This is a genomic window from Streptomyces asiaticus, from assembly GCF_018138715.1.
GTDB classification, from domain to species: domain Bacteria; phylum Actinomycetota; class Actinomycetes; order Streptomycetales; family Streptomycetaceae; genus Streptomyces; species Streptomyces asiaticus.
Map to the genome: position 1 here is coordinate 160803 of NZ_JAGSHX010000002.1, position 20986 is coordinate 181788.

Here is a 20986-nt window from a genome sequence, read left to right on the forward strand (position 1 = left end):
TTCTACTCGCCTCTGGTCGCCAGACCAGGGCCGATGAGCGGATAACCCTCAAGCCCCGGTTGAACCTCAGATGGCGCCTCCCAAACCCGTGAACAATCGCTGTCACGAGTCGTGGACGAAGCCAGGAATCCCAAGGTCGACGGTTCCGACTCGCTGGAAGCGTCTGGTCTGCTCGCGCTTGCTGCGGAGGAAGTTGAGCGTCAGGTCAACCCCTTCGATCTCACCTTGCCAGCCCTCGGTGACGGCCCGCTTGCGGCGGGCCAGGAGGTCCTCCTCGATCTCGTCGAGTCGGGGCAGCATCTTGGGGTTGACGCTGAGCATCGGGCAGCGGATGCAGGCGTGCTCGTGCGCGCAGGGGGTTCCGTATGGCCGGCCGCAGGATCCGAGTTCGATGCGGCGCTTGTCGAAGTGCTCCTGGAAGTCGGTCCACTCCTCCGGGGTGGGGTCTCGGTATTCCTCCTTCGGCCGTTCGGCCCGGCGCCGGGCGAGGAACTGGTGGTAGTTGCTGATCACGTCCTCGTCGAAGACCGCGACGTAGCCGCGGGTGGTTCGGATGTCGAGGTGGCCGAGCAGGGCCGCGCCGATGTGGATCGGCAGGCCGTTGTTGACCAGTTCGGTGGCGAAGAGCCTGCGGAAGTCGTGGGGCGCGAATCTGATGTCCTTGAACTGCGGGTGGGTCAGGGCGAGGTCGTCGCAGGCCCTGCCGATCAGGCGCCAGACGGTCGTGCTGGACATGCCGCGCTGGGTGCCGCCGTGGAAGTTCTGGAACAGGTAGGGCAGCGATTCGCTCCAGGTCCTCTCATGGGAGTCGTAGCGGACGCAGACCGGGACGGTGCCGTGCTCGTTGCGGTGACGGCGGATGACCTGGGCGACGACGTGGAAGAGCTCGGCGGACAGGGGGATGATCCGTTCACGGTCGCTCTTGGACGGGGTGACGACGAGCAGGGCCACGACTTCGCCGTTGGGCCGCTGGTACTGCCGGACGCTGAGATGCGTCAGCTCGGTCAGTTCCTCGGCCCGCAGGCCCGCCAGCCGCAGGGTCTCGACGATGGCCCACTGCCAGAAGGCGATGCCCTCGTCCTTGGAGACGTGGATCAGTTCGCCGGTGGCGCGGTTGACCGCGCGGACCGGTGGGCGGTTGTGCCGCTGGTCCTTGGTGGAGACCCGCAGCCAGGTGACGCCCTCGGCGGTGAACTCCTCGCCATTCTCGACCGTGAGGGCGGCGTCCAGCAGGGTCCGCAGGCGGTGCCATCGGTCGTTGACGTGCTGGGAGAGGATCGGCAGGAGGGGCTGGCGGTCGCGGGTGCGGTTGGCCATGCGTTCTTGCAGCCGTCGCCGGCGGACCTGGAACCATCGCAGGTCGGCGTCACGGATCGGGCAGGGGGCGACCCATTTCGCCCAGCGTTCCGGCTCGGCGGCGGCCCAGCTTTGCAGGTCGAGGTAGAGCGCGCGGACGGCCATCATCGGCCCGTCGACGTCAAGCCGTGGCTTGCCGTCGGGCAGGACCATCAGCCATTCCTTCCACTGCGTGAACGTCTCCTCCGACAGCTTCAGGTCCTTCTGGCCGGGGTTGATCTTCTCGATCTGCTTCCAGAAGGTCCTGACCAGGAGGTTCGTCAGCTGCCGCAGGGTGGAGTAGTCCAGGCCCGCCGAGCGGCGGCGGATGTACTCGACCAGCAGGTCGCGCATCTCACGATTGTGGAGCTGGTGGCGGTCGACGGCTTCCTCGACGGGGACCTGCCCGCGGGTGACGGCGCCGCGCAGACTACGGGGCGCGGACGCGGGGAAGTGGCCCATCTCGTGCAGGATCGGCCAGGCCAGAGTGCCGGCGAAGCTGCTCTTCTCCCCGGCCAGCTCGTGCTTGCGGGACTCGACGGCGTAGTGGAGCAGGGCCTCGGGGGTCAGGTCTTTCAGGTCGATACCGAAGACGGTCAACGCGCAGCAGACGTCGAACTTGGCCCGGGTCCGGCGGGCCTGGCTCATGGGCAGTTGGTCGGCCCGTCGGCAGAACTCCTCCAGCAAGGGGTCCTGGGCGACGCTGCGGAACCAGGGCGAGTAGTGGAAGAAGCGGTTGCAGCGGAAGCCCAGGAGGGTGGGACGCACCAGCCGCAGGGCGAACGCCTGGCCGGTCGCGCAGTTCAGCTTCATGCGCAGGGGCCGGTTGTCCCCGGCGGCGTCGCCGACGGGCCGTCCTTCGTCGTGGCCGGAGGCTTCCCACCGCTCTTGCCACGTGTCTCCGGGGAAGGCGGCGAGGTGACCGAGGAAGGCCCGCATGTGGCTGCGTTGCTTCCACTTGATGGTCTCGGACTGGGAGAAGTGATCCGCCGTGAAGTTGACGATGTCCTCCGCCAGCGCCGTGCTGAAGTCGCCCAGCGAGCGCGGCGGCCGGGACGGTGGCGGAGGTGGAGCCGGAAGGATCGCGGTCGGCGCGTAGATGCCGTCCAGGACAGGGCCCTCGGCATCGTGGCGGCGGACCCGGTTCGTCGTCGGGCCCTTCAGCCGCATGCTGTTACCGACCTTACTGCCCGGCACCGAACACCGCCTCAATGTCGTCCGCGGCGTACTGGGTCGGCCACGACATCGGCTGAACCGGCCGGGCGTAGTAGGCCCCGAGCTTGTCCAGCAGGTCGTCCAGGCCGACGGCCGTGTAGAGCTCGGTGGTGCTGATATGCGCGTGACGCAAGATCGTCTGTACTTCGTGCAGCTTCAGCTCCGGGTCGCGGGCCATCCGCTTCGCGGCGGTGTGGCGCAGGTCGTGCAGGGTCCAGTTCGCCCCGAGGACCTCGCAAGCCCGCTGGAAGATGCGGCGTGCTGCCCAGTAGGTCAGCGGGCGGGACTCGCCGCGGCGGGTTCGCCAGACGGGCATCCCCTCGGGCGGCAGCCCGTCCTCCTCCAGGTAGGCGGCCAGGTAGGCCAGTCCTTCCGGGGAGGTCGGGACCGGCTGTCGGGCCCGGGTGCCCTTGGAGATCACCCAGAGCTGGCCCTTCGTCCACTCGATGTCTCCGAGACCGACCCCCAGCAGCTCGGACGCCCGGGAGGCGGAGGCCAGGTAGTTCGACAACAGGGCCTTGTCCCGGACGCACTTCATCTGCGCGAACAGCTCGTCCCATTGGTCATCGGGGATGGACCTCGGATGCCGGACGGCCACCTTCGGCCGCAGTCGGGCCCGCCGGTGCTGCTGGCGGACCTCCAGCGGCGACCGGTGCGCCAGCGCGGCCCGGCGGGCCGCGCTCTCCGGGACCGGGTTAAGCACCGGCCCGCGGCCAAAGGGCTGGTGGAAGGCGTAGAAGCCGTGGACCACGGTCAGGTTGTGGGCGATCGTCGACGGCGCGTATCCGGCCCGCAGGGTGGGCTTGCCCGTCTTCGGGTTCACGGACCCGGCCGGGTGGCTGCCGGGGCGCCGCCGTTGACGCTGGGGGTTGCGGGCATGCCGCAGCCAGCCGACCAGTGCGGCGGTCTCCGCCTCGGTGACCTGTTCCCATCCCACGTCCAGTGCCCAGAGCACCCGGTGCCAGCGCAGCAGGTCATAGCCATAGCTCCGGCAGGTCGCCGTACTGGCGTCGCCGAGCATCCGGTCCCGCAGGTAGACGCTGACCGGCTCGATCTCACGGCCAGCGGCATCCACCACCAGCCACGGCAGCGACAGCGTCGTACCCGCGACCACAGCCCCGACCCGGGGCAGCCGTACCCGCCCGTCAATCAGATCTCGATGAAGCGAAGGAGTCTCATGCACGCTCACATGATCAGAACTCAAGGCCCCCGAGCCGAACGAGAGCCCCAGTTGGTGCAGTTAACAGACCCCGCCCTGCACCGCGCGATCGGGGTGGGCGCCGCCGCCGTCACCACCTGGCTCACCACCCGCAACCGAGCCCGCCGGTGACCCGCAGCCGCCTGGACCGCATCCGCGCCTCGTCGGCATCGTCCAGCTCGCCCTCCAGCAGATCGAGGACGACCTGAGCGCTGCCGACGTCGACCAGGGGGAGCTCGCCGCGTTCCTGCGCGAGCTCATCGAGGACACCGACCTGCCCGGCGGACTCATCCCGGTCCTCGCGCAGCTGGTCACCACCGCCGCGCGCCGGGCTGAGCAGATCGAGCCCGACCGCTACGGCGACGCCTCCTGCCCGCTGCACGAGGCCGCCGCCCTGCTTACCGACAACGCCGGGCAGCGCCTGATCTGGGCTGCCCGCGCCTTGGACCCGCAAGGAGATCCCGTATGACCACCGAGCTGACGCCGCTGTACCCGCAGCTGCCGGAGAAGGCGCTGATCGTGCTGATCGGCGCCTCCGGGGCCGGGAAGACGACGCTGGCCCGCACCTGGCCCGCCTTCCAGGTCCTCTCGCTCGACTCCCTGCGCGGCTGGGTGAGCGACGACGAAGGGTGCCAGGACGCCACCGCCGATGCCGTCGACGTCCTGCACCTGCTCGTGGACCGCCGGATGGCCCGTCGTCGCAACACGGTCGTCGACGCGACGAACGTGTCCAGCGACGCTCGAGCCCCGCTGGTTGCCGCCGCCAAGCGCCACGGCATGCCTGCCATCGCGGTGGTCCTGGGAACGCCGGAAGTCGTGTGCCTGGCACGTCAAGTCCCGCGCCCGGCCAACCGGACCGTCCCCGACGACACGGTCCGCGCGCAGCACAAGGCGAGGATCCACTCCCACCAGTCCCTGCACGGAGAGGGCTTCAATGAGGTCCACTTCGCGGAGAACCTCTACCGACTGGAGCCGTTCCTGCGCCGCCTGAGCGAGGCCCGCGACGCCGACCTCGGGCTGGACGGCGGCGACGGCCTGGGCGACCTGCTCCTGGTCCGCCGCGTCTTCGGCCCCGAGATCCTGCCCCTGTGGCAGTGGAAGCATCGCTCCGCTGTCGCGGGCGGCGACCGGGTCGCGGAGATCCGCCTCGGGCAGCTGTACCTCACCCTCGCCCTGCGCCGGAACGTCGACGGAGAGGGCGACTACGGGTTCGACGTCCTGGTGCCCTGCCCGTTCGACCCCGAGTGCAGCGGCGACGCGTGGGTGCCGGCCTACACCGTCAGCTGTCTCCACCGCGCGCTCACCGGCCAGCTGGACAACCACGAGGACATCGTCTGTACCGTCCACGGCGGCTTCGATGACGTCGATCAGGAGGCCGACGACCACGCCAGCAACCTGGACGATGACCCCGAAGGCCGCGCCGACATCGACGCACAGGCGATGACGGCGCTCCACGGATGACCACCAAGCCCACCTCTGATGCGGCGTCCGGCTGGGACCAGGCCACCTACCGCTGTGGCCGGTGCGGCGTCAAACACACCGTCACCACCGAGGACGCCTACCTGAAGACCGTCGGCGTACACAGCGACGCCCACACGGTGTGGGACCGGCTGAACCCGATCGAGCGCGACGGGCTGGTCTCGATCCTGCGCACCATCCTGTCCGCGCCGGACCTCGCCGTAGAGCTCCTGGCCCTCGCCGACCGGCAGCACCTCACGGGAGGCGGCACACAGCCGCCCCCGGCTGTGCCCGGCAAGAACACCCCACAGCCCGACTCTTCACCGTCGAACACGACGGCCCGAGCCACCGAGTAGGAGAACCCAGATGGCCACCGCCACGATCACCGTCGCCGACATCATCAGCCGCTACGCCGCCGACATCGCCTATGTCGCAGAGAAGGACAAGGACCAGGCCACCGACATCAGCACCTTCGCCGATCAGCTCGGCACCGCGGCCCGCAACTTCTCGATGGCTCGTATCGACGGTCACGAGGACGTGCAGACCGCTGCGGCCTTCCTCCACGAGGCCCACCTCTCGACCGACGCCAACGAGCGCACCGTGTTCCTGCGCAAGGCCGACAAACTCCTTGCGCCCATCGTCTGGGAGATGACGGAGGAGTTCCGCCAGATGGTCGGCGACTGACCCCGTACGTCGACGACCGAGCAGCACCGTCCATACGGCCGCCGGGCCCCGGTGGCCCATCACCCTCCAGCTCGACTACCAAGGAGGCCTCGTGGCCGCTCCCGCCCAACCTGCCAAGCACACGTTCGCCGCGCTCAGCGCCTGCTTCAGCCGGGATCTCGCCGCCCTTATCTCCGAGGACGCACCGCATGACCCGACCCCGAATGAGTTCATCGACCTGGTCGCACGCGTCCGCGACGTCGTCAACCCCGTCAGCGGGGACCTGGTCGACGCCGTCATCGAACTCGCCGACGCGCTGAACGGCCCCAGGACCGACCAGCGGGAGGGACTGGCGCGGGCGCGCACTCATCTGCGGAACGCCATCGAAACGACCCGCTGAACCCGCGCGTTGAGCGCACTCTGTGCCGCCCCGGCCCCCGCCACCTGACGGGACCCGGGGCGGTCGCAGTGGCTCCTCAACCACGAGAGATGCGAAGGGAGATGGACGTCATGGACCTGCCCGTGCACGAGGTCGACGTCCCGATCAGGAATACCGCGCAGCCCGGCCTGAGCGGCGTGCACGTCTTCACCGGCCCCGCCGACAGCCGCAGCACCGCCGACGGAGCTCCCCGCCGCGCAGCAGGCCGGACTCGAACTCCCCCCTCCGGCAAGCGGCCGGACAGATGGAACGCCCGCAGCTACCGGCCCGACTGGGAGCTGGACTGGCCTGCCACGACGGTCGGCCGCTGGAACGACCCGTACAGCCGGGTCCGCGCCGCCGACAACGGCGACCTCGAGCTGTAGTTCCGCCCCGGGACAGGCGCACATCGGCGTCTAAACCAGTTCGCCTGCCCCGGGCCATCCCAACCCGTACGAGACGAGAGGGAGATTCCCAGTATGGACTCCGTCCTGCGTGCACAGACCCGAATCGGGCAGCGCGCACTCCTACTGACCATCGCCGCCGTCCCGATGACCGGCTGGACTGTCCACGCCATCGCCCTGCACCGGCGCCTGGCCGCCGCGCAGAAGGACCCGCTCACCGGGCTGCTGCGCCGTGACGCCTACACCGCCCGGGCCCGGCAGGTCCTGCGCCGCCACGGTGACGATGTGTGCCTGGTCCTGGTCGACCAGGACCACTTCAAGGACGTCAATGACTCGCTTGGCCACCCGGCCGGGGACGCGGTGCTGCGTGCGACCGCCGACCGGCTCACGGCCTGGGCCGGACCCCGAGCGGCTGTCGGCAGGCTGGGCGGTGACGAGTTCGCCGTCGTGCTGCCTCTCCCCCGCGGCCGCCGCGACGCACGCCTCGGGCAGCTGGTGCGGATGCTGCACACCCCGGTCACCCTCGAGGACGGTCAGGTCATCGACGTCGCCGCCTCGGTCGGCGTCGCGGCCCCGGACGCGATCGGCACACGCGACCTGTCCCTGTTGCAGCGGGCCGCCGACGCGGCCCTCTACGAGGGCAAGCACTCCGGCCGCGTGCACCTCGCCACCAAGAAGCATGCGACGGTGCCGTCCGTCAACGGCCGACGTGCGGGCCGCCCGGGCACGCACCTGTGGGGGCGAGCCGCATGAGCGCCGCCAAGCCCGTGCTGCCGGAAGGCGACTGGATCCGCGGCATCACCATCAAGCAGCCGTGGGCCACCTGCATCCTCACCGGCGCCAAGACGATCGAGAATCGCTCCGGGCGGCGGAGGCCGGGCTGGAAGCCGGGCTGGGTGCTGCTGCACGCGGGCCAGCGGATCGACCGGCCCGCGCTGCGCATCCCGCTGGTCGCCCGCACGATCCACGGCCGCCAGATGCCGACCGGCGCCGTGATCGGAATCGCCCGCATCATCGACTGCCACCAGGACCCCGCCGGGGAGCAGCCCTGCACCGAGTGGGCGGAGCCCGGCGCCTGGCACCTGGCCCTCGCCGACGTCCAAGGGCTCGCCCTGCCCGTCCCCGCCGGCGGACAGCTCGGTCCTGGAAGCCGTCGCCGGACCTGGTGGCGCAGGTGTTCCAGCAGCTGTCCGCCTTCCGGCCGTGAGCACGCGACGCAAGAACAAGAAGCCGCTGTTCGAACCGGGCCTGATCCCGGCTCCCGGCGGCCTCCTCGAATGGCGCGACAGTCAGCACTTCGACCGCTGGCAGGACCGCCCCTGCGCGCTGTGCGACCTGCCCACGCCCATGCGCTCCCACTACGGCGAGTCCGTGCACAAGGCGTGCGCTGAGAACTGGATCGCCGCGAACGCTACCGAAGCCCGACGCCAGGGGCGGTTCGCCTCCGACATTGGACGAAGACGTTCACCGATCCCCGGCTCTGCGCGGCCATCGTCGACCGGCTGACCTTCAACGGCGCCATCATCCAGACCGGCACCGAGTCCTACCGCCTCGCCCACACCAAAGCCCTGGCCGAACAGACCGCAGCTGGCTGAACGGCGCCGCACGGCCGACCCGAGCCAACCGGGTCGGCAGCGGGGCGAGATCAGCCGTTGACTTCCCGCGCCACGCGCTCAAGTCGGCTCCGGTAGTCTTCCCACCACGCCTGATCCTCTGGTGGCATGTTGTCCTTGCCTTGCAAATATCCGACGGATCCATCGATGAGCTCTCGCACGATGTCGGCGTGACCAGCGTGCCGCTGAGTATCGGAGATCACGCGCACCAGGATGTGGTGCAGCGTCACCTCTCGACGTTCCTCCGGCCACCACGGGACGTGACCGATCGCGTCAAGCGTCAGCGTCGCGATCGTGCTGTTGGAGTGCTCCCACGCCTGGCGATACAGCCCAACGATGTGTTCCCGTGATTCGTCTGCAGTGGCCCACATGTCCGAGTTGGGCTCTGACTCCTCGGTATACCACCAGGATGGCGGCCCCGCGTCAAAGAACGGCCGCCCAAACGTGTCGCCGAAGTACCCCAGCTCCACGCTGGCGACATGCTTGACCAGCCCCAAACAGGTTCGTACCCGTGAGGGTCAGCGGACGTCGGATGTCGTGCTCCGAGAGACCATCGAGCTTCCACACCAGGGCGTCACGCGCCTCTTGCAAGTACCGGAGAAGATCCGCTTTCGGGTTCGGTTCGACCATGCCGAGCAGCCTCCCACCTGGCACTGACAGCCGACAGTGACATTAAAAGCCACTGACATTGATCTTGCCTGCCGACGCGAAACCACTCCCCAAGTCACCTCGAAACGACTCCCCGCGAAAGTGACACAGCCAGCGTCCGCTCTGCGGGGTGATGAGGCAGGCCAGAAAGGCTGAGAGCCCTCAACTGTCCTACCTCATAGGTAAGTTCATGGCCATGACGACCGATGCGAAGGCGAGCGGCGAGGCCGGGCACGCCCGGTACACGTACCGTCTTCGGGTATCCGCTGGTGCGTCCGGGCTTCTCGAAGCGGAGTGGGCACGCTGCCGGTGGGTCTGGAACGAATGTGTCGCGAAGTCCAAGGCTGTGTATCTGCACAACAAGGTGACCGGCGAGAGGCTCACCTGCGGTCCAGCGCAGCTCGATAAGATGCTGACCGAAGCGCGCCAGATGACCCCGTGGCTGGCGGAGGGCTCCAGCGTCCCGCAGCAGCAGGTGATACGCGACTTCGCCAAGTCCCGAGCCAAAGCCTTGAAGGACATCAAGGACCGGCTTCCCATACACCGCCGGACAGGGATGCCGCGCTGGAAGAAAAAGCGGGATGCCCGGCCGAGCCTGAACTACACCCGGCGTGGCTTCCGTCTGAAGGACGGCCGTCTGCACCTGGCGGGCGGCATTTCCTTGACGGTGGTGTGGTCTCGGGACCTCCCTGCCGACCCGTCCAGCGTGCGAGTGTACAAGGACACGCTCGGGCACTGGCACGCCTCGTTCGTCACTCTGGCACTGATAGAGCCGCTGCCCGCGACGGGGCGGGTGCTCGGGGTGGACTGGGGTGTGAAGGACACTGCGACCACTACATCCGACGCCCATGATCTTCCCCACGCCGAGCACGGTAGGAAGGCCGCACAGCGGCTTGCCAGCTACCAACGGAGGATGGCCCGACGCCGCCCGGCCAAGGGGCAGGCAGCCTCTCGTGGTTACCAGGAGGCGAAGCGGCAGACAGCGAAACTGCATGCCAAGACGGCCCGGCAGCGCCGAGATACTGCTCGCAAGTGGGCCAAGACGGTCGTCCGTGACCACGATGCCATCGCGGTGGAGGACTTCCGCCCGAAGTTCTTGGCGAAGACGTCGATGGCCCGCAAGTCCGCCGACGCAGCGATCGGCGTCACGAAGGCCGTACTGATCGAGATGGGTCGCAAGCACGGGCGCGATGTGCGCCTGGTACATCCCGCGCACACCACCATGGACTGCGCATCGTGCGGAGCGAGAACCAAGCACGCACTACCTCTTTCCGAGAGAACGTATGCCTGCACCGCGTGTGGAGCCGTATCCCCCAGGGATAAGAACTCTGCCCGCGTGATGCTGGTCCGGGCAGGTCTGAGCCCGGCAGGCGTCGAGGGTGTAAGACCCGCACGTCCGCTGGACGCGCAGGCAGCCTGAGCCTGGAATCCACCCCTTTCAGGGGACGGAGCAGTCAACGACATGAAAGAGGCCCTCGAAGCCGAGGATCTCGAACTCATCCCCACCAGTGTCGGCCAGGCCGTCGCCGCTTCCGCAGTGATCGCCTGCCGCTCCCGCGATAAGGACGACCTTGTCGAGCTGCTGGGCGCGCTCGGACTGCCCTGCGGCGAGCTGTCCCGGCGGGCACCGAAGGCATCGTGCCGCTGCTCGCCTCGGCGGAGAACCACTCCGCCGCCGACATCCGTAACCGGGCCGCCTGCGTCCGGAGCGACCTCACCGAGCTGACCGAGCGCCACGCCACCGACGCCGCCCAGCGGGATGCGGAAGAACGGGTCGCCAAGGCCAAGGCCGAACTGGAAGCCGCGCAAGCGAAGCTGCGTGAGGTGAAGACCGGCGGCCGCGCCACCACATCCCTGTCCCCCACCCCCGCCTCGGCCTTGGGTCCCACGGGCAGGCGCAGCAAGGAGGAGCTGGCCGCGATCCGGACGTGGGCGCGGGCCAACGGCTACCAGGTCGCAGACCGGGGCACCCCGGCCAAGGCCATCCTGGACGCCTACGACGCCGCCAACCTGACCGAGGCGAGCTGATGGACGCCACGCACCTTGCTGTCGACGGCTACCTCGACACCGTCCCCACGCCCGGCGACAGCCCGGGCACCGCCCGGTTTCAGCTGATCGTCTCCCCCACCGACACTGTTGCGGACGACGTCGTCTGGGCCTGCGCCACCGGCGAGCCCCGCATCGCGCAGGTGCTGCTCACCGAGGTCCAGCCCGGTGACCTGCTGCGCGTCACGGGATTCCTCACCCAGCCCGACGACGCCGCCGCACCCGTCCATCTCAGCGTCGATGCCCTGGAGGTCCTGGCCGCCGCGCCGATGGGAGCCCTGCACGGCATGGTCCTCGACCGGTACGGCCCCTACCGCTGCGTATTCGACGCCGACACCACGACCGTGCCCGTCTTCACCGAGCATGGCGCCTGGGTCGGCGAGGCACCGAACCCGGTCCGCCACGCGCTCCGCGGATTCTTCGCACGACACCTGGCCGCCAGCTGACCCGAAGAAGCGGGCCACAGCTCCGGAGGCGTCTCATCCGTCCATCGGTCGCGGGCCCGCTCAGGCACTACGCCAGGCACCGATGGAAGACCGCCCAAGCGCGGGCCAGGCCCGAAACCAGGCACGAACAAGCGCCCAAGGCTCACAACCGGACCGGGGCCGCTCAAGCCATGCCTGTCAGGGACACAGCCCGGGGACCCTGGAATCCCCAACCTAGCCACCCGATCCGTTCCGCAGGCACAGACACACACGACTTCATGGAGGCCACGGCAGAAGTCACTCGACAGAGGTGCCCTCATTCTCATTGCCGATCACGACGCTGCGACGATGTCCGCCTGGGACACGGCCCTGCTGCTCGCCGAACTCGGCCTGGGGCGGGCCGTCGCACCCGCCCTGCCGGGGCTGCCGGGACGGCGGGGCTGCCGGGGTCCGGGAACGGCCGCCCTCTGCCTCCGGTGCCCGTCCCCGCGCCGCCGCCCCTGTCGTTCGGCTGGGCCGTACGCCGCTGGGACGCGCTCTCTCCGCCGCCGGGCCTTCGCCGGCACCCTCGCCCGCAGCTGCGCGAAGTTGTCCCCTACCGCCGGGTGATGAACTGCGCGGTGCCCAGGGTGGCGAACCACTTCCGGATCTGGCTCTGGTCATCCGTCGCGGCGAGCGAGAGGAGGAGCAGCAGACGGGCCTTCTGCGCGGTCAGGTCCTCCGCTCCGATGACGCCGTCGGTGTGGTCGTCGTAGACGGAGCCGTTGCCGGTGCGGGTCGTGGCGGCGAACAGCACACCGTTCTTGACGGCGTCCTCGCGCGCTTTGGACATGGCCGGGGAGATGCCGCCCGCGCCGGTTCCGGCGGTGACCACGCCGTCCGCGCCGGAGTCGGCGAACGCCTTGACGGCGTCACCGCTCGCGTCCTGGTAGCTGTAAGCGATCTCGATCTTCGGCAGCGCTTTCTTGGCGATCCGGTCGAGGTCGAACGGCGTCTTCCAGGTCTTCTTCCCGCACTTCTGGACCCGGGCGGGGGCCCGGTTCAGCCGGATGTTGTCCTGGTCGATGACGCCGAGCTCACCGCTGTCCCCGCTGGTGAAGGTGTCCATCCGCAGGGCGTTGGTCTTACGGACCTCGCGGGCGGCCTGGATCTGGTCGTTGAGCATCAGCACGGTGCCGTAGCAGGTCGTCTTTCGGCTGGCGGCCAGGTGGATGGCGTTGTAGAGGTTCGCGGGGGCGTCCGTGCCGATCACTGTCCACGGGCGCATGGCGCCGGTGAGGATCACGGGCTTGTCGCTGCGGACCGTCAGATCCAGCCAGTACGCGAACTCCTCCATCGTGTCGGTGCCGGTGGTGACGACGGCCGCGTCGTTCTTCTCCAACTGGGCGTCGACCGTGGCTGTCAGCCGGCGGTAGTCGGCGATCGAGTAGCCGCTGGAGCCCTTGTTGCCGAACTGCTCCGTGGTGACGTCGGCGACGGAGTCCACCTCCGGCTTGAGGTCGCCGACGAGCTTCGCTATCGGCAGTTTGCCCGCCTCATAGTCCTGGAAGGACACCCGGCTCTTGCTGACACCGGCGATAGTGCCTCCCGTGCCGATGACGGCGACCTTCGGAAGGGCCTTCTTCTCCTGCTCCGCGCCGGCGACCGGCGCGGTCGTGCCGACGGCGGCGGTCAGGAGGGTGAGCAGCACGGTGGAACGGCGGGTGAGCGTGCGCATGGGCGGCGTTCTTCTCCTCGGCGGGATGTGCACTGCCACGACCTGGACGGATGCGGCGGAAAGAAACATTCCGCATGCATGTTTCTCGGGAATTCGGTGATCGTGAACAGATGATTGCGGCACGACTCGCACACCATGTCGAGTTCGAGTGTCTCCGGCTCCTGCGCGACCTACGGCATCGCGCTCGCCGAACTCCGCATGGACAACGCCTCCTGAGCTGACGGCCGCCCGCACCGCCCCGATCGCCACAGGTTGGGGCGGTGCGGAGGACTGGACAGACCCGCCCGGCCCCACCCCCACCCACGAGAGGAGGACCACGCCTCATGACCGTTGTACAGCTCGCCTCCGCCCGCCGGGACCAGGACGACCGCCCGCACCACGTCGATGACACCGGCCTGGAGCCGATCGCCGCCCTGCACCAGCGGGTAAAGGCCTTTGACCTGGCCCAGCGGGAGCGGGAGTGCGGTGAGGAGGCCGCCTTTCAGGCTGTGCTGACCGCCAACGCCGTGCTCACCGGCTCCTTCCCCGACACCCTCGACACCGTCGTGCAGTCCATGTCCTGGACCGGGCACCCGCCCTCCCCGGACATGCGGCTGATGGCCTCTGCGGTCACCTACCTCGGCTCCGCCGACGGGCAGCGCGGCTGGTGGCTCCACTACACCCGCCGCGAGGAGAGCATGGGCGAGGACGGCGACCTGGCCCACATCCTCACCCTCATTGCCCCCTGCTCCTGCGGCACCTACCTCACCGTGGAACTGGCGGACGAGGACCACCTGATCGTCCTGCTGGACGAACTCCACACCCCGCCCGGCGCCCCGGTCGACTGCGACTACCGCTTGCGGATCCGCGCCGGCAGCTACGCCGACCCCACCCACACCAGCACCGAGCCGCCCTTCTGAGCTCGCCCATACAGCTATGCACAGGCGCCAGCGAGGCACTCCGATCCGCGGCTGGAGATTCTCCACCTGGCCGATGAGGCCGGTTCACGCCACAGCTACGTGAGCAAAGACGCCGCCAGCGCGGGCCCCGGCCAAGACGACATCCCTGGCCTTCACCCGCACTTCGGTGCCAAGACCATCCCACCTGAATCCGCCCCGGGACGGCCGCCTACGGCCTGAGAAACCAGCCGGCCGCCCCCCGGCCACAGCCCCCCGGCCACACCCATCCCGCCCGCAGGCGAGAGGAGCACCCACATCATGCCGTCCAAGCGCACCACGCCCCACTCCCCCCACCCGCACAGCCCGCCAGGCCGCAGCCGCCGCGATGCGCGCCATCGGCCTCAACCGCCCCCGCCCCCTGCCCCACCGCGGCCCCAGCCTCCTGTGCTCGCGCTGCTCCACCTGCTGGACCGGTGCGGAAGCCGACTGCTTCTCCTGCGGGCTGCCCGCCACCCAGGAATACAGCCACCCCCACGCCGCCCTCCAGGCGCTGCTGATCACCGCCGGCCGCACTCCCGCCCTCAAGCCGGAGCAGGAGACACGGTGACCGCCACTCTCGCTGCCGCATACGACGCGGCCCTGTACCCCCGGGCTCGTCACGAAGCCGAGCCCACCGGCGCACTCTTCACCGCACCCCAGCGGCCACGGACGGCGCCACCCACGCCTGAGCAGCAGCGCCTCAACCTTGAGCTGTTGCAGCAGGGCATCAGCTCCCGCCACCATGCCGCCCCCGAGGACCCTGAGCCCACCGCGATCCGCGCGCTGACCATCCAGCCGCCCTGGTCGGACCTGATCGCCCTCCAGGACGGCCTCGCAAAACGCATCGAGAACCGCGTATAGACCAGGACCTGGCGAGGAACCCTGCTCATCCACGGCGGCCTCACCGTCGACCAGATGGCGCTCGCGCTGCCCGCCGTACGGGCCGCGCTGCCTGACGACTACCAGCCGGTGAAGGGATTCGTCATCGCGATCGCCGACCCCACTGGCATCCCCTCCGACGACGGCGAGTGCACCCCCTGGTCGGAGCCAGGCTGCTTCCACTGGGAGCTCACCAACGTTCAGCGCCTCCACCCGGTCAAGGCCCGCGGGATGCAGGGCCTGTGGGCCCCCAAGCGGCCACTGCTCGACCAGATCGCCACCGCCAACCCGGCCCTCGCAACTCGGCTCGCCGCCTAGGCCCCGCCACACTCCACACCCGCCCAGAGCGCACAAAGGCGCCAGCTCCCTTCCAGGCCTGACTCTCCCGACCGCTGACACCACAGACAGGAACCCGTTCGTGAAGCTCATCGTGGAACACGCCGCCCTCGCCGCCGCCGCGTCCACGCCGACCTCGGATGTCTCGAAGTCCGTGACCTGGCCTGCACCTGCCCACTGCCTGGCGACGGTGAGCCCGACCACTGCCACGCAACCGTGCTCCTGGAACTGGACAACCCCCGAGAGGGCCCGCAAGTGACCGGCCCCGTGCAGGTGCCGACACCGTAACGTCGTGGCGAGTCGAGTTGGAACGAACGACATTCTCTGATTCACATTCTGTGAATCGCTTTCGGCGGGCAGACTCGGAGCATGGCAGGACGAACCTCCCGACCGTCAGTCCCGGCGACGAAACCACTGGTCAAGCCGCGCGTTCGGATCGGCAACCTTGACGCCGCTGCTCTAGTCGGACAACTGCGCCAGCTGCATGAGGACGCCGAGGACGAAGCGGTGGACCGGATGCCGGCAGACGAGGAGCTGTACCAGGCCCTCCTCCATCTCGAAGCCCACGCTGGCGCCTTGAAACACGAGTGCGCGCGACGCGAGGCAGCTGTCGCGCGCGTGAAGTTGTGGGAGTACCTCCGCGAGCAGGCGGACATCCATCAATCGAAGGCAGTCGAGGACGCCAGGGAAGCGAACGTCGAATGGACCGGCCTTGTGTCGGGGCTCGCCGTGAAGACCGCTAGCGCGGCATACAACAAGGCGACCCGGCTCCGAGCCGCAGTGCTGACCGAGGGCTCACACGGCAGCGACAGCCCGGTGCGTCGCACACCAGAGGCAGTGCTCGACGCCGAACGGCGCGCGAGTCTCCGGGCAGCCGAGGAACGTCGTGCTGAGCAAGAGGCTGCGCGACGGCACGGGCTGCTCGCTCCGGTTGCGCAGCGGCTGATCGAGCACCGAACAGGCCTGGACGACGGCGGGGACGTCTCTGACTGGCTCGACGAGATCGCCATGGTCCTCCGAGACTGCCGCACACCAACCCAGATCGTCAGCCTACAGACCTACGTTGAAGCCGCAGTCCGAGCACTCAGGAAGATCGAACGGACGAACGCGCGCCCCGCGGCCTCGACCCTCGATGCCCGGCTTGCGTATGAGGCCGCGGCTGAACTCGTCGACAGATGACCGAGTACCTGGGCGCCTCGGGCAGCGTGCTGCTCGGCGTTCCCACATGATCAACCAGCGCTCCGTCTCATCCCTCCCACACGGCGCTGAACCAACCGCAGTATTCCGACGGAATACCCGAACGGGCTGCTGCGCCGCTGCGCGGCCCGCGACATCGATCCCCCGTCAAGCGGCGCAAGCCACAACAAGTCCGTGACACTTACTGCACGAAACGGAAAACCATGGCACCCATCAAACTCACCGCGGGCCCCGACATACGTCGCGCCGCTGTCTTCTCTGACTGCGGCCAGTACCGCTACCTGCTCGTCCGGCAGTGGCTGAGCGGTGGCCCCACCCCCGGCCCGGCCGGAAGCACCCCCTCATGCCTGCGGGGCGACCGTCGACACCGACCCCGGCCGCCCTGCAGCACTACCTCCCCGCACAAGGAAGAGCCCACGGCCCATGACCGCATTCACCGAGCTGGGGCCGAGGAGCTGCTACCGCCGCGCTGCGAGAGCTGCTCGGCGTCGCACCGCGGCGTCCGCTGCACGCCCGCGTGGCTGCGGACAACGTCGGCTCCATCCAGGTCCTGAAGAAGTACGGATTCGTGGTCACCGGCAGCGAGCGGGATTACGCGAACGGGCGAGGCGAGGAAGTCGACGAGGTGCTCTTCACCTTGCTCGGCTGACCCACACTGTCAAAGTCATCAAGAGAGGTAGTAGGGGCGGGGCCTGAAGTAGTTCAGAGAAGCCTGCATCCGCTGCCCAGTCCTCCAGATGGACCCCCGCCAGAAGCCCCGCCTCATCGAGATCATCCAGAACCTCCGCGAACGCATCCGCGAGGCCCGCGCCAACGGCTGGCTCGGCGAGGTCGAGGGACTCCGGGTCAGCTTCGACGCCGCGATGGCCAAACTCAAGAGCCTCAAGAACACCCCCACCGACGGACGCCCTCAACTGGTTGACCTCGGCATGCCTGTCTTCACTGACGACGCACCACCGCTTCAGTCAGATGAGTAGGTGTTCTTCTCCTAGTGCGTTGAAGCACGGCGCTCCGAGATCCAGATGGTCAGCAGATCGAGCTCGCCCACTGTGACGGATCGTCGTTGCGGAGGGCTGGTGCCCGAGGTCACAATGCGTGGAGGTGCCGGGTGGTCATCCCGGCGAAGTGTTGGAGGCGCTGCTTGTGAACACCGCACCGCGGTGCGCCTCGCCATGCGCGCCAGACGCTGACCACTTCGCTTCGCCCGCCGGCTGATCTGCTTCGTTCACGGCGGGCGCTTCCCCTTTGGGAGACCACCGTAGTGTCCGAAGACTTCGGGACGGTTGATTGCCGTCCTCTGGCAACGGTTCTTGCCGCCAACCTCGTTTCGCTCGCAGGCAATTGCCTCACCTACATGGGCGTGCCGTGGTTCGTGCTGCAGAGCACGGGCAGCGCCGCCAGGGCCGGGATCGTCGCGTTCTGCACGCTGCTGCCCGCAGTGCTCGCTGCGCTCGTCACCGGTCCGGTCATCGACCGGATGGGGCGACGCCGGGTGAGTGTCGCCTCGGATCTCGCCTGCGGGGTCGCCGTTGCGGCGATCCCGCTGCTGCAGTTCGCCGGCATCCTGCTGTTTTGGATGCTGTGCGTGCTGATGGCGATGACAGGGCTGTTCCGGGCGCCGGGTGAAACCGCTCGCGGCGTGCTGTTGCCCACGCTCGCCGAACGCGCCGGAATGCCGCTGACCAGGGCTGCCGGGCTGTACGACGGTGCGGCACGCTGTGCGGCGCTGACGGCATCCGCTCTCGGAGGTGTGCTGATCGCCGTACTCGGAGCCGAGAACGTCCTGTTGGTGGATGCCGCGACCTTCGCCGTGGCGGCGCCACTGTTCGCGTTCGGAGTGCGTGGCCTGCCCGAGGCGCAGGCCCAACGACGGGCCGAGCCGACGTCGCTGCGTGCCTACCGTCGTGAACTCGCGGAAGGATATCGCTTCGTGGCGATCACGCCGCTGCTGCTGGGCCTGTGCCTGATGACGCTGGTCACCAGGGGCCTCGACCAGGGGTGGAGTGCTGTGCTCCTGCCCGTGCATGCCCGTGAGGAGCTTGATGGTGCCGTCGATCTTGGTCTGCTGAACGCGGCGTTCGGGGTTTGCGCTCTCACAGGGGCGCTGGTTTGTGGGGCGGTGGGTAGCCGCTTTCGGCGGTGGCCCGTGTTCACGATCGCCTTTCTCATCGGGGGCCTGCCGCGCTTCGTGGTGGCCGCCTTCACCGACACCTTCACCCCGTTAGCCGTGATCATGGCGGTAGAGGGTCTTGCCTTCGGTGTGCTCAACCCCATCATGGCCACCGTGACGTATGAGACGGTGCCGGAGGACCTGCGCAGCCGCGTGCTGAGCGCGACAACGGCCTCGGTGCAGCTGGTCACTCCGCTGGGCGGACTGGCCGCGGGCTTCCTAGTGGATTCGGTCGGCTTGTCCTCCACGCTGCTGGCGGTTGGCGGTGTGTATCTGCTTGCCACGCTGTGCCCGGTGATCTTCCCGGCCTGGAGGCAGATGGACCGTATCGGTTCTCCCCAAGGCAGGGCGGAGGGCTCGCTGCCGCAGGGTTCAGGGGCGAAACGGGTGTAGTCACGAGATGGCCGTTTCGGCGCTGCTCACGAACACCTGACGTCGGTGCTCCCCGTCGCGCTCAAGCGGGGGCCCGGCCTTCTTAGTCCGGAAAAGAGCCCCCGCCATAGCTGATGCGCTCGGACGGCGCATGCAAGCGGTTGACGCCCGCGTCCAGGTCACCCACCACCACATCAACCGGCCCCCGGTCCCCCGCAAACACCCGCGGAAGGACTGTCCCTTCTGCGTCATCGTCCACGAAGGCGCAAAGGCCACGATCATCCGCGAGTGGAGTGACACGATCGCGATCGTGCCCCGCAGCGGCGGCTGCGTCCCGGGTCACCTGCTCGTCATCCCGCGATGTCACGTCGACGACTTCACCGTCGACCCCGTCGTCTCCGCCACCACCCAGCACCGCGCGGCCGAACTCGCCGCAGACATCGGCGGACAGTGGGACTACCTCACCTCCTGCGGACCGGACGCCACCCAGACAGTGATGCACCTGCACGGCCACCTCGTGCCCCGCACCGCCGACGACGGCCTCGCCCTCCTCTGGACCCACTCCGCCAGTGAAAAGGAGCCCGCCCGATGAAGCGACTCTTCCGCCGCTGCGCCACCGCACCCGGCGCTCTCACCCCCGAGGACCAGGCGGCCGTCGACGCGTTCCGTGCGATGCTCGCCACCAAGAAGCACGTGACGGTGCCGTCCGTCAACGGCCGACGTGCGGGCCGCCCGGGCACGCACCTGTGGGGGCGAGCCGCATGAGCGCCGCCAAGCCCGTGCTGCCGGAAGGCGACTGGATCCGCGGCATCACCATCAAGCAGTGGGCCACCTGCATCCTCACCGGCGCCAAGACGATCGAGAACCGCTCCGGGTCCACAAGGATGCCTAGGAAATCCTTTGTGTCTCAAGTAGGTAACTGAACGGGGATTCTGGCCTGGCAGGTCGTGAGAAGCCTGCCGCTGCTCCCAGCGCAGCGAAAACGGCCCCCCAGACATCGGCTTGGTGCAGTGTCCAGGCCGCACCAGCACCCGCAAACGCTAGCGCTGTCACTGGACGTCCCCACGCGCGGCGAGCCCGGCGAAGCTGTGAGGCGTGGTCCGCGATCGACTCTGACCGCTCGTGCAGCATCCGTGGGCGGTCAATAGGTTCGGCGGCTTCGAGCCCGCGGACGAACTGCCGAAGGTCTTGAGCGTAGGCCTTGTACGACGCACCATGTTCGCGCCGATAGTCCAAGATCTCGTTCAACGGGACCTGGGACAGGTCGATGCCGACATTCAGGATGTCTTGGTGCAGAATCTGTGCTGTCCTTTCAGCCTTGCCGCTTCGCGCTCTAGTCGCCTGGCTTAGGTCACCGACCAGGTGGATCCGGTGATCGGACACTTTCGTCTGCGCGGCAAGGCCTACAGTCAATAGGACGGCAGCGCGTACTCGTTCCGGCATGTCGACCATGTCCGGTCCCAGGTCTGGCCGTCGACGGATGACAGTTCCTGAGCGCAGCATCTGCTCTACGACGAGGTGAGCGCTAGCGAGTTCGGCGACGAGGTGGGCAGTGGAGATGGTTTCCGTCGCCGCCAAATGTCCCATGCTGATGAAAGCGGGGCCGCCTGCCCGGCGGCTGTGTGCCGCCGCCTGTTGGATGGTTCGAGCAGTGTCAGTATCCAGCCAGGTTCCTGGCGCAAAGTTGTGCAGCAGGCCAGCCTGTTGCAGGGGCTGCGCTAGCTCCGCCTCTTGAGCCACCGTTGCACAGAAGTGATCTTCGGGCAGAAGAAGCGCGAGCCCGTCAAAGTAGAGCAGAAGGCTCTTCATCTGGCCCACGGACCGTTCATCCCAGATCCAACCGGGGTAATAGTGTGCAAGTTCGGATGGAACCCCCTGAATCGTCATACGGTGAGTCTGGCACCGCGACGCGCTTGTCGGCTGGTGAATCTCATGAACTGGGCAGCATTGGACACCGCTGTGACAGCAGCCTGAT

Annotated in this window: 24 protein-coding genes and 5 pseudogenes; 24 read left to right on the forward strand and 5 right to left on the reverse strand. The window is 68.5% G+C overall.

From position 1 onward, the window contains the following. Window positions 1-102: 102 nt before the first annotated feature. Both KHP12_RS06420 and KHP12_RS06425 read right to left on the reverse strand, forming a co-directional pair. Window positions 103-2505 carry a tyrosine-type recombinase/integrase gene (locus KHP12_RS06420; protein ID WP_246642992.1) on the reverse strand — a complete coding sequence of 801 codons (2403 nt, stop codon included), beginning with the start codon at window positions 2503-2505 and terminating at the stop codon, window positions 103-105. 13 nt (window positions 2506-2518) lie between these two features. Continuing rightward, a complete protein-coding gene (locus KHP12_RS06425) occupies window positions 2519-3733 on the reverse strand; it encodes a tyrosine-type recombinase/integrase (protein ID WP_308016688.1) in 1215 nt (404 codons plus the stop codon). Between the two features lie 143 nt (window positions 3734-3876). On the opposite strand from KHP12_RS06425, the pseudogene KHP12_RS50690 reads away from it, so the two are divergent. From KHP12_RS50690 to KHP12_RS06475, 9 genes and pseudogenes are all read left to right on the forward strand, one after another. Then, window positions 3877-4217: pseudogene (locus tag KHP12_RS50690) on the forward strand (hypothetical protein). After that, window positions 4214-5209, forward strand: coding sequence for an ATP-binding protein (locus tag KHP12_RS06435; RefSeq protein ID WP_211831863.1), 996 nt, complete (start codon window positions 4214-4216; stop codon window positions 5207-5209). The pseudogene KHP12_RS50690 and the gene KHP12_RS06435 overlap by 4 nt, the downstream one beginning before the upstream one ends. Continuing rightward, a complete protein-coding gene (locus KHP12_RS06440; protein WP_246642994.1) occupies window positions 5206-5562 on the forward strand; it encodes a hypothetical protein in 357 nt (118 codons plus the stop codon). Before KHP12_RS06435 ends, KHP12_RS06440 begins: the two co-directional genes overlap by 4 nt. Window positions 5563-5572: 10 nt before the next feature. Continuing rightward, the gene (locus tag KHP12_RS06445; RefSeq protein WP_211831864.1) at window positions 5573-5890 is read left to right on the forward strand and encodes a hypothetical protein; all 318 of its coding nucleotides are present in this window, start codon (window positions 5573-5575) and stop codon (window positions 5888-5890) included. 91 nt (window positions 5891-5981) lie between these two features. Further along, on the forward strand, window positions 5982-6269 hold the full coding sequence (locus KHP12_RS06450; protein WP_211831866.1) for a hypothetical protein: 288 nt from the start codon (window positions 5982-5984) through the stop codon (window positions 6267-6269). Between the two features lie 110 nt (window positions 6270-6379). Continuing rightward, the gene (locus tag KHP12_RS06455) at window positions 6380-6673 is read left to right on the forward strand and encodes a hypothetical protein (protein WP_211831868.1); all 294 of its coding nucleotides are present in this window, start codon (window positions 6380-6382) and stop codon (window positions 6671-6673) included. 93 nt (window positions 6674-6766) lie between these two features. Beyond that, window positions 6767-7444, forward strand: coding sequence for a GGDEF domain-containing protein (locus KHP12_RS06460; RefSeq protein WP_211831869.1), 678 nt, complete (start codon window positions 6767-6769; stop codon window positions 7442-7444). After that, window positions 7441-8082 (forward strand): ASCH domain-containing protein, encoded by a 642-nt coding sequence (locus KHP12_RS06465; RefSeq protein WP_372455174.1) that lies wholly within the window; start codon window positions 7441-7443, stop codon window positions 8080-8082. Before KHP12_RS06460 ends, KHP12_RS06465 begins: the two co-directional genes overlap by 4 nt. A 60-nt stretch (window positions 8083-8142) precedes the next feature. Next, window positions 8143-8286: pseudogene (locus KHP12_RS06475) on the forward strand (ATP-binding protein); the annotation flags it as partial. A gap of 50 nt (window positions 8287-8336) precedes the next feature. On the opposite strand, the pseudogene KHP12_RS06480 reads toward KHP12_RS06475, so the two are convergent. Then, window positions 8337-8934: pseudogene (locus KHP12_RS06480) on the reverse strand (DinB family protein). A 214-nt stretch (window positions 8935-9148) separates the two neighbouring features. On the opposite strand from KHP12_RS06480, the gene KHP12_RS06485 reads away from it, so the two are divergent. The 3 genes from KHP12_RS06485 (at window position 9149) to KHP12_RS06495 (ending at window position 11444) form a co-directional block, all read left to right on the forward strand. After that, on the forward strand, window positions 9149-10372 hold the full coding sequence (locus KHP12_RS06485; protein ID WP_211831873.1) for an RNA-guided endonuclease InsQ/TnpB family protein: 1224 nt from the start codon (window positions 9149-9151) through the stop codon (window positions 10370-10372). Window positions 10373-10590: 218 nt separating this feature from the next. After that, window positions 10591-10980: an Lsr2 family DNA-binding protein gene (locus KHP12_RS06490; protein WP_308016687.1), complete on the forward strand. Its 390-nt coding sequence runs from the start codon at window positions 10591-10593 to the stop codon at window positions 10978-10980. Next, window positions 10980-11444 (forward strand): hypothetical protein, encoded by a 465-nt coding sequence (locus KHP12_RS06495; protein ID WP_211831874.1) that lies wholly within the window; start codon window positions 10980-10982, stop codon window positions 11442-11444. Before KHP12_RS06490 ends, KHP12_RS06495 begins: the two co-directional genes overlap by 1 nt. A 574-nt stretch (window positions 11445-12018) precedes the next feature. On the opposite strand, the gene KHP12_RS06500 is transcribed toward KHP12_RS06495, so the two are convergent. Further along, complete coding sequence (locus tag KHP12_RS06500) at window positions 12019-13140, reverse strand: asparaginase (protein WP_211831875.1); 1122 nt, start codon at window positions 13138-13140, stop codon at window positions 12019-12021. Window positions 13141-13463: 323 nt separating this feature from the next. Between KHP12_RS06500 and KHP12_RS06505 the strand changes: the two genes are divergently transcribed. From KHP12_RS06505 to KHP12_RS06560, 12 genes and pseudogenes are all read left to right on the forward strand, one after another. Further along, complete coding sequence (locus KHP12_RS06505) at window positions 13464-14039, forward strand: hypothetical protein (protein WP_211831880.1); 576 nt, start codon at window positions 13464-13466, stop codon at window positions 14037-14039. 364 nt (window positions 14040-14403) lie between these two features. Continuing rightward, on the forward strand, window positions 14404-14625 hold the full coding sequence (locus KHP12_RS06510) for a hypothetical protein (RefSeq protein WP_211831881.1): 222 nt from the start codon (window positions 14404-14406) through the stop codon (window positions 14623-14625). Next, complete coding sequence (locus tag KHP12_RS06515) at window positions 14622-14918, forward strand: hypothetical protein (RefSeq protein ID WP_211831882.1); 297 nt, start codon at window positions 14622-14624, stop codon at window positions 14916-14918. The genes KHP12_RS06510 and KHP12_RS06515 overlap by 4 nt, the downstream gene beginning before the upstream one ends. A gap of 54 nt (window positions 14919-14972) precedes the next feature. Continuing rightward, window positions 14973-15254 (forward strand): hypothetical protein, encoded by a 282-nt coding sequence (locus KHP12_RS06520; RefSeq protein ID WP_211831885.1) that lies wholly within the window; start codon window positions 14973-14975, stop codon window positions 15252-15254. Window positions 15255-15425: 171 nt separating this feature from the next. Continuing rightward, window positions 15426-15560, forward strand: a pseudogene (locus tag KHP12_RS53905) (hypothetical protein); the annotation flags it as partial. 81 nt (window positions 15561-15641) lie between these two features. Further along, window positions 15642-16451, forward strand: a complete 810-nt coding sequence (locus KHP12_RS06530; RefSeq protein WP_246648461.1) for a hypothetical protein — start codon at window positions 15642-15644, stop codon at window positions 16449-16451. 460 nt (window positions 16452-16911) lie between these two features. Continuing rightward, a pseudogene (locus KHP12_RS06535) lies at window positions 16912-17118 on the forward strand (GNAT family N-acetyltransferase); the annotation flags it as partial. Between the two features lie 88 nt (window positions 17119-17206). Continuing rightward, a complete protein-coding gene (locus tag KHP12_RS06540) occupies window positions 17207-17446 on the forward strand; it encodes a hypothetical protein (RefSeq protein WP_211831888.1) in 240 nt (79 codons plus the stop codon). 284 nt (window positions 17447-17730) lie between these two features. Beyond that, a complete protein-coding gene (locus KHP12_RS06545) occupies window positions 17731-19032 on the forward strand; it encodes an MFS transporter (RefSeq protein ID WP_211831889.1) in 1302 nt (433 codons plus the stop codon). Between the two features lie 130 nt (window positions 19033-19162). Further along, on the forward strand, window positions 19163-19603 hold the full coding sequence (locus tag KHP12_RS06550; protein WP_211831890.1) for an HIT family protein: 441 nt from the start codon (window positions 19163-19165) through the stop codon (window positions 19601-19603). Beyond that, entirely contained in the window at window positions 19600-19776 is a 177-nt protein-coding gene (locus KHP12_RS06555; protein WP_211831979.1) for a hypothetical protein, read from the forward strand. Before KHP12_RS06550 ends, KHP12_RS06555 begins: the two co-directional genes overlap by 4 nt. Beyond that, a complete protein-coding gene (locus KHP12_RS06560) occupies window positions 19773-19934 on the forward strand; it encodes an ASCH domain-containing protein (RefSeq protein WP_211831980.1) in 162 nt (53 codons plus the stop codon). The genes KHP12_RS06555 and KHP12_RS06560 overlap by 4 nt, the downstream gene beginning before the upstream one ends. On the opposite strand, the gene KHP12_RS06565 is transcribed toward KHP12_RS06560, so the two are convergent. Next, complete coding sequence (locus KHP12_RS06565) at window positions 19900-20898, reverse strand: hypothetical protein (RefSeq protein WP_211831891.1); 999 nt, start codon at window positions 20896-20898, stop codon at window positions 19900-19902. The two genes, KHP12_RS06560 and KHP12_RS06565, sit on opposite strands and share 35 nt — an antisense overlap. Window positions 20899-20986: the final 88 nt, after the last annotated feature.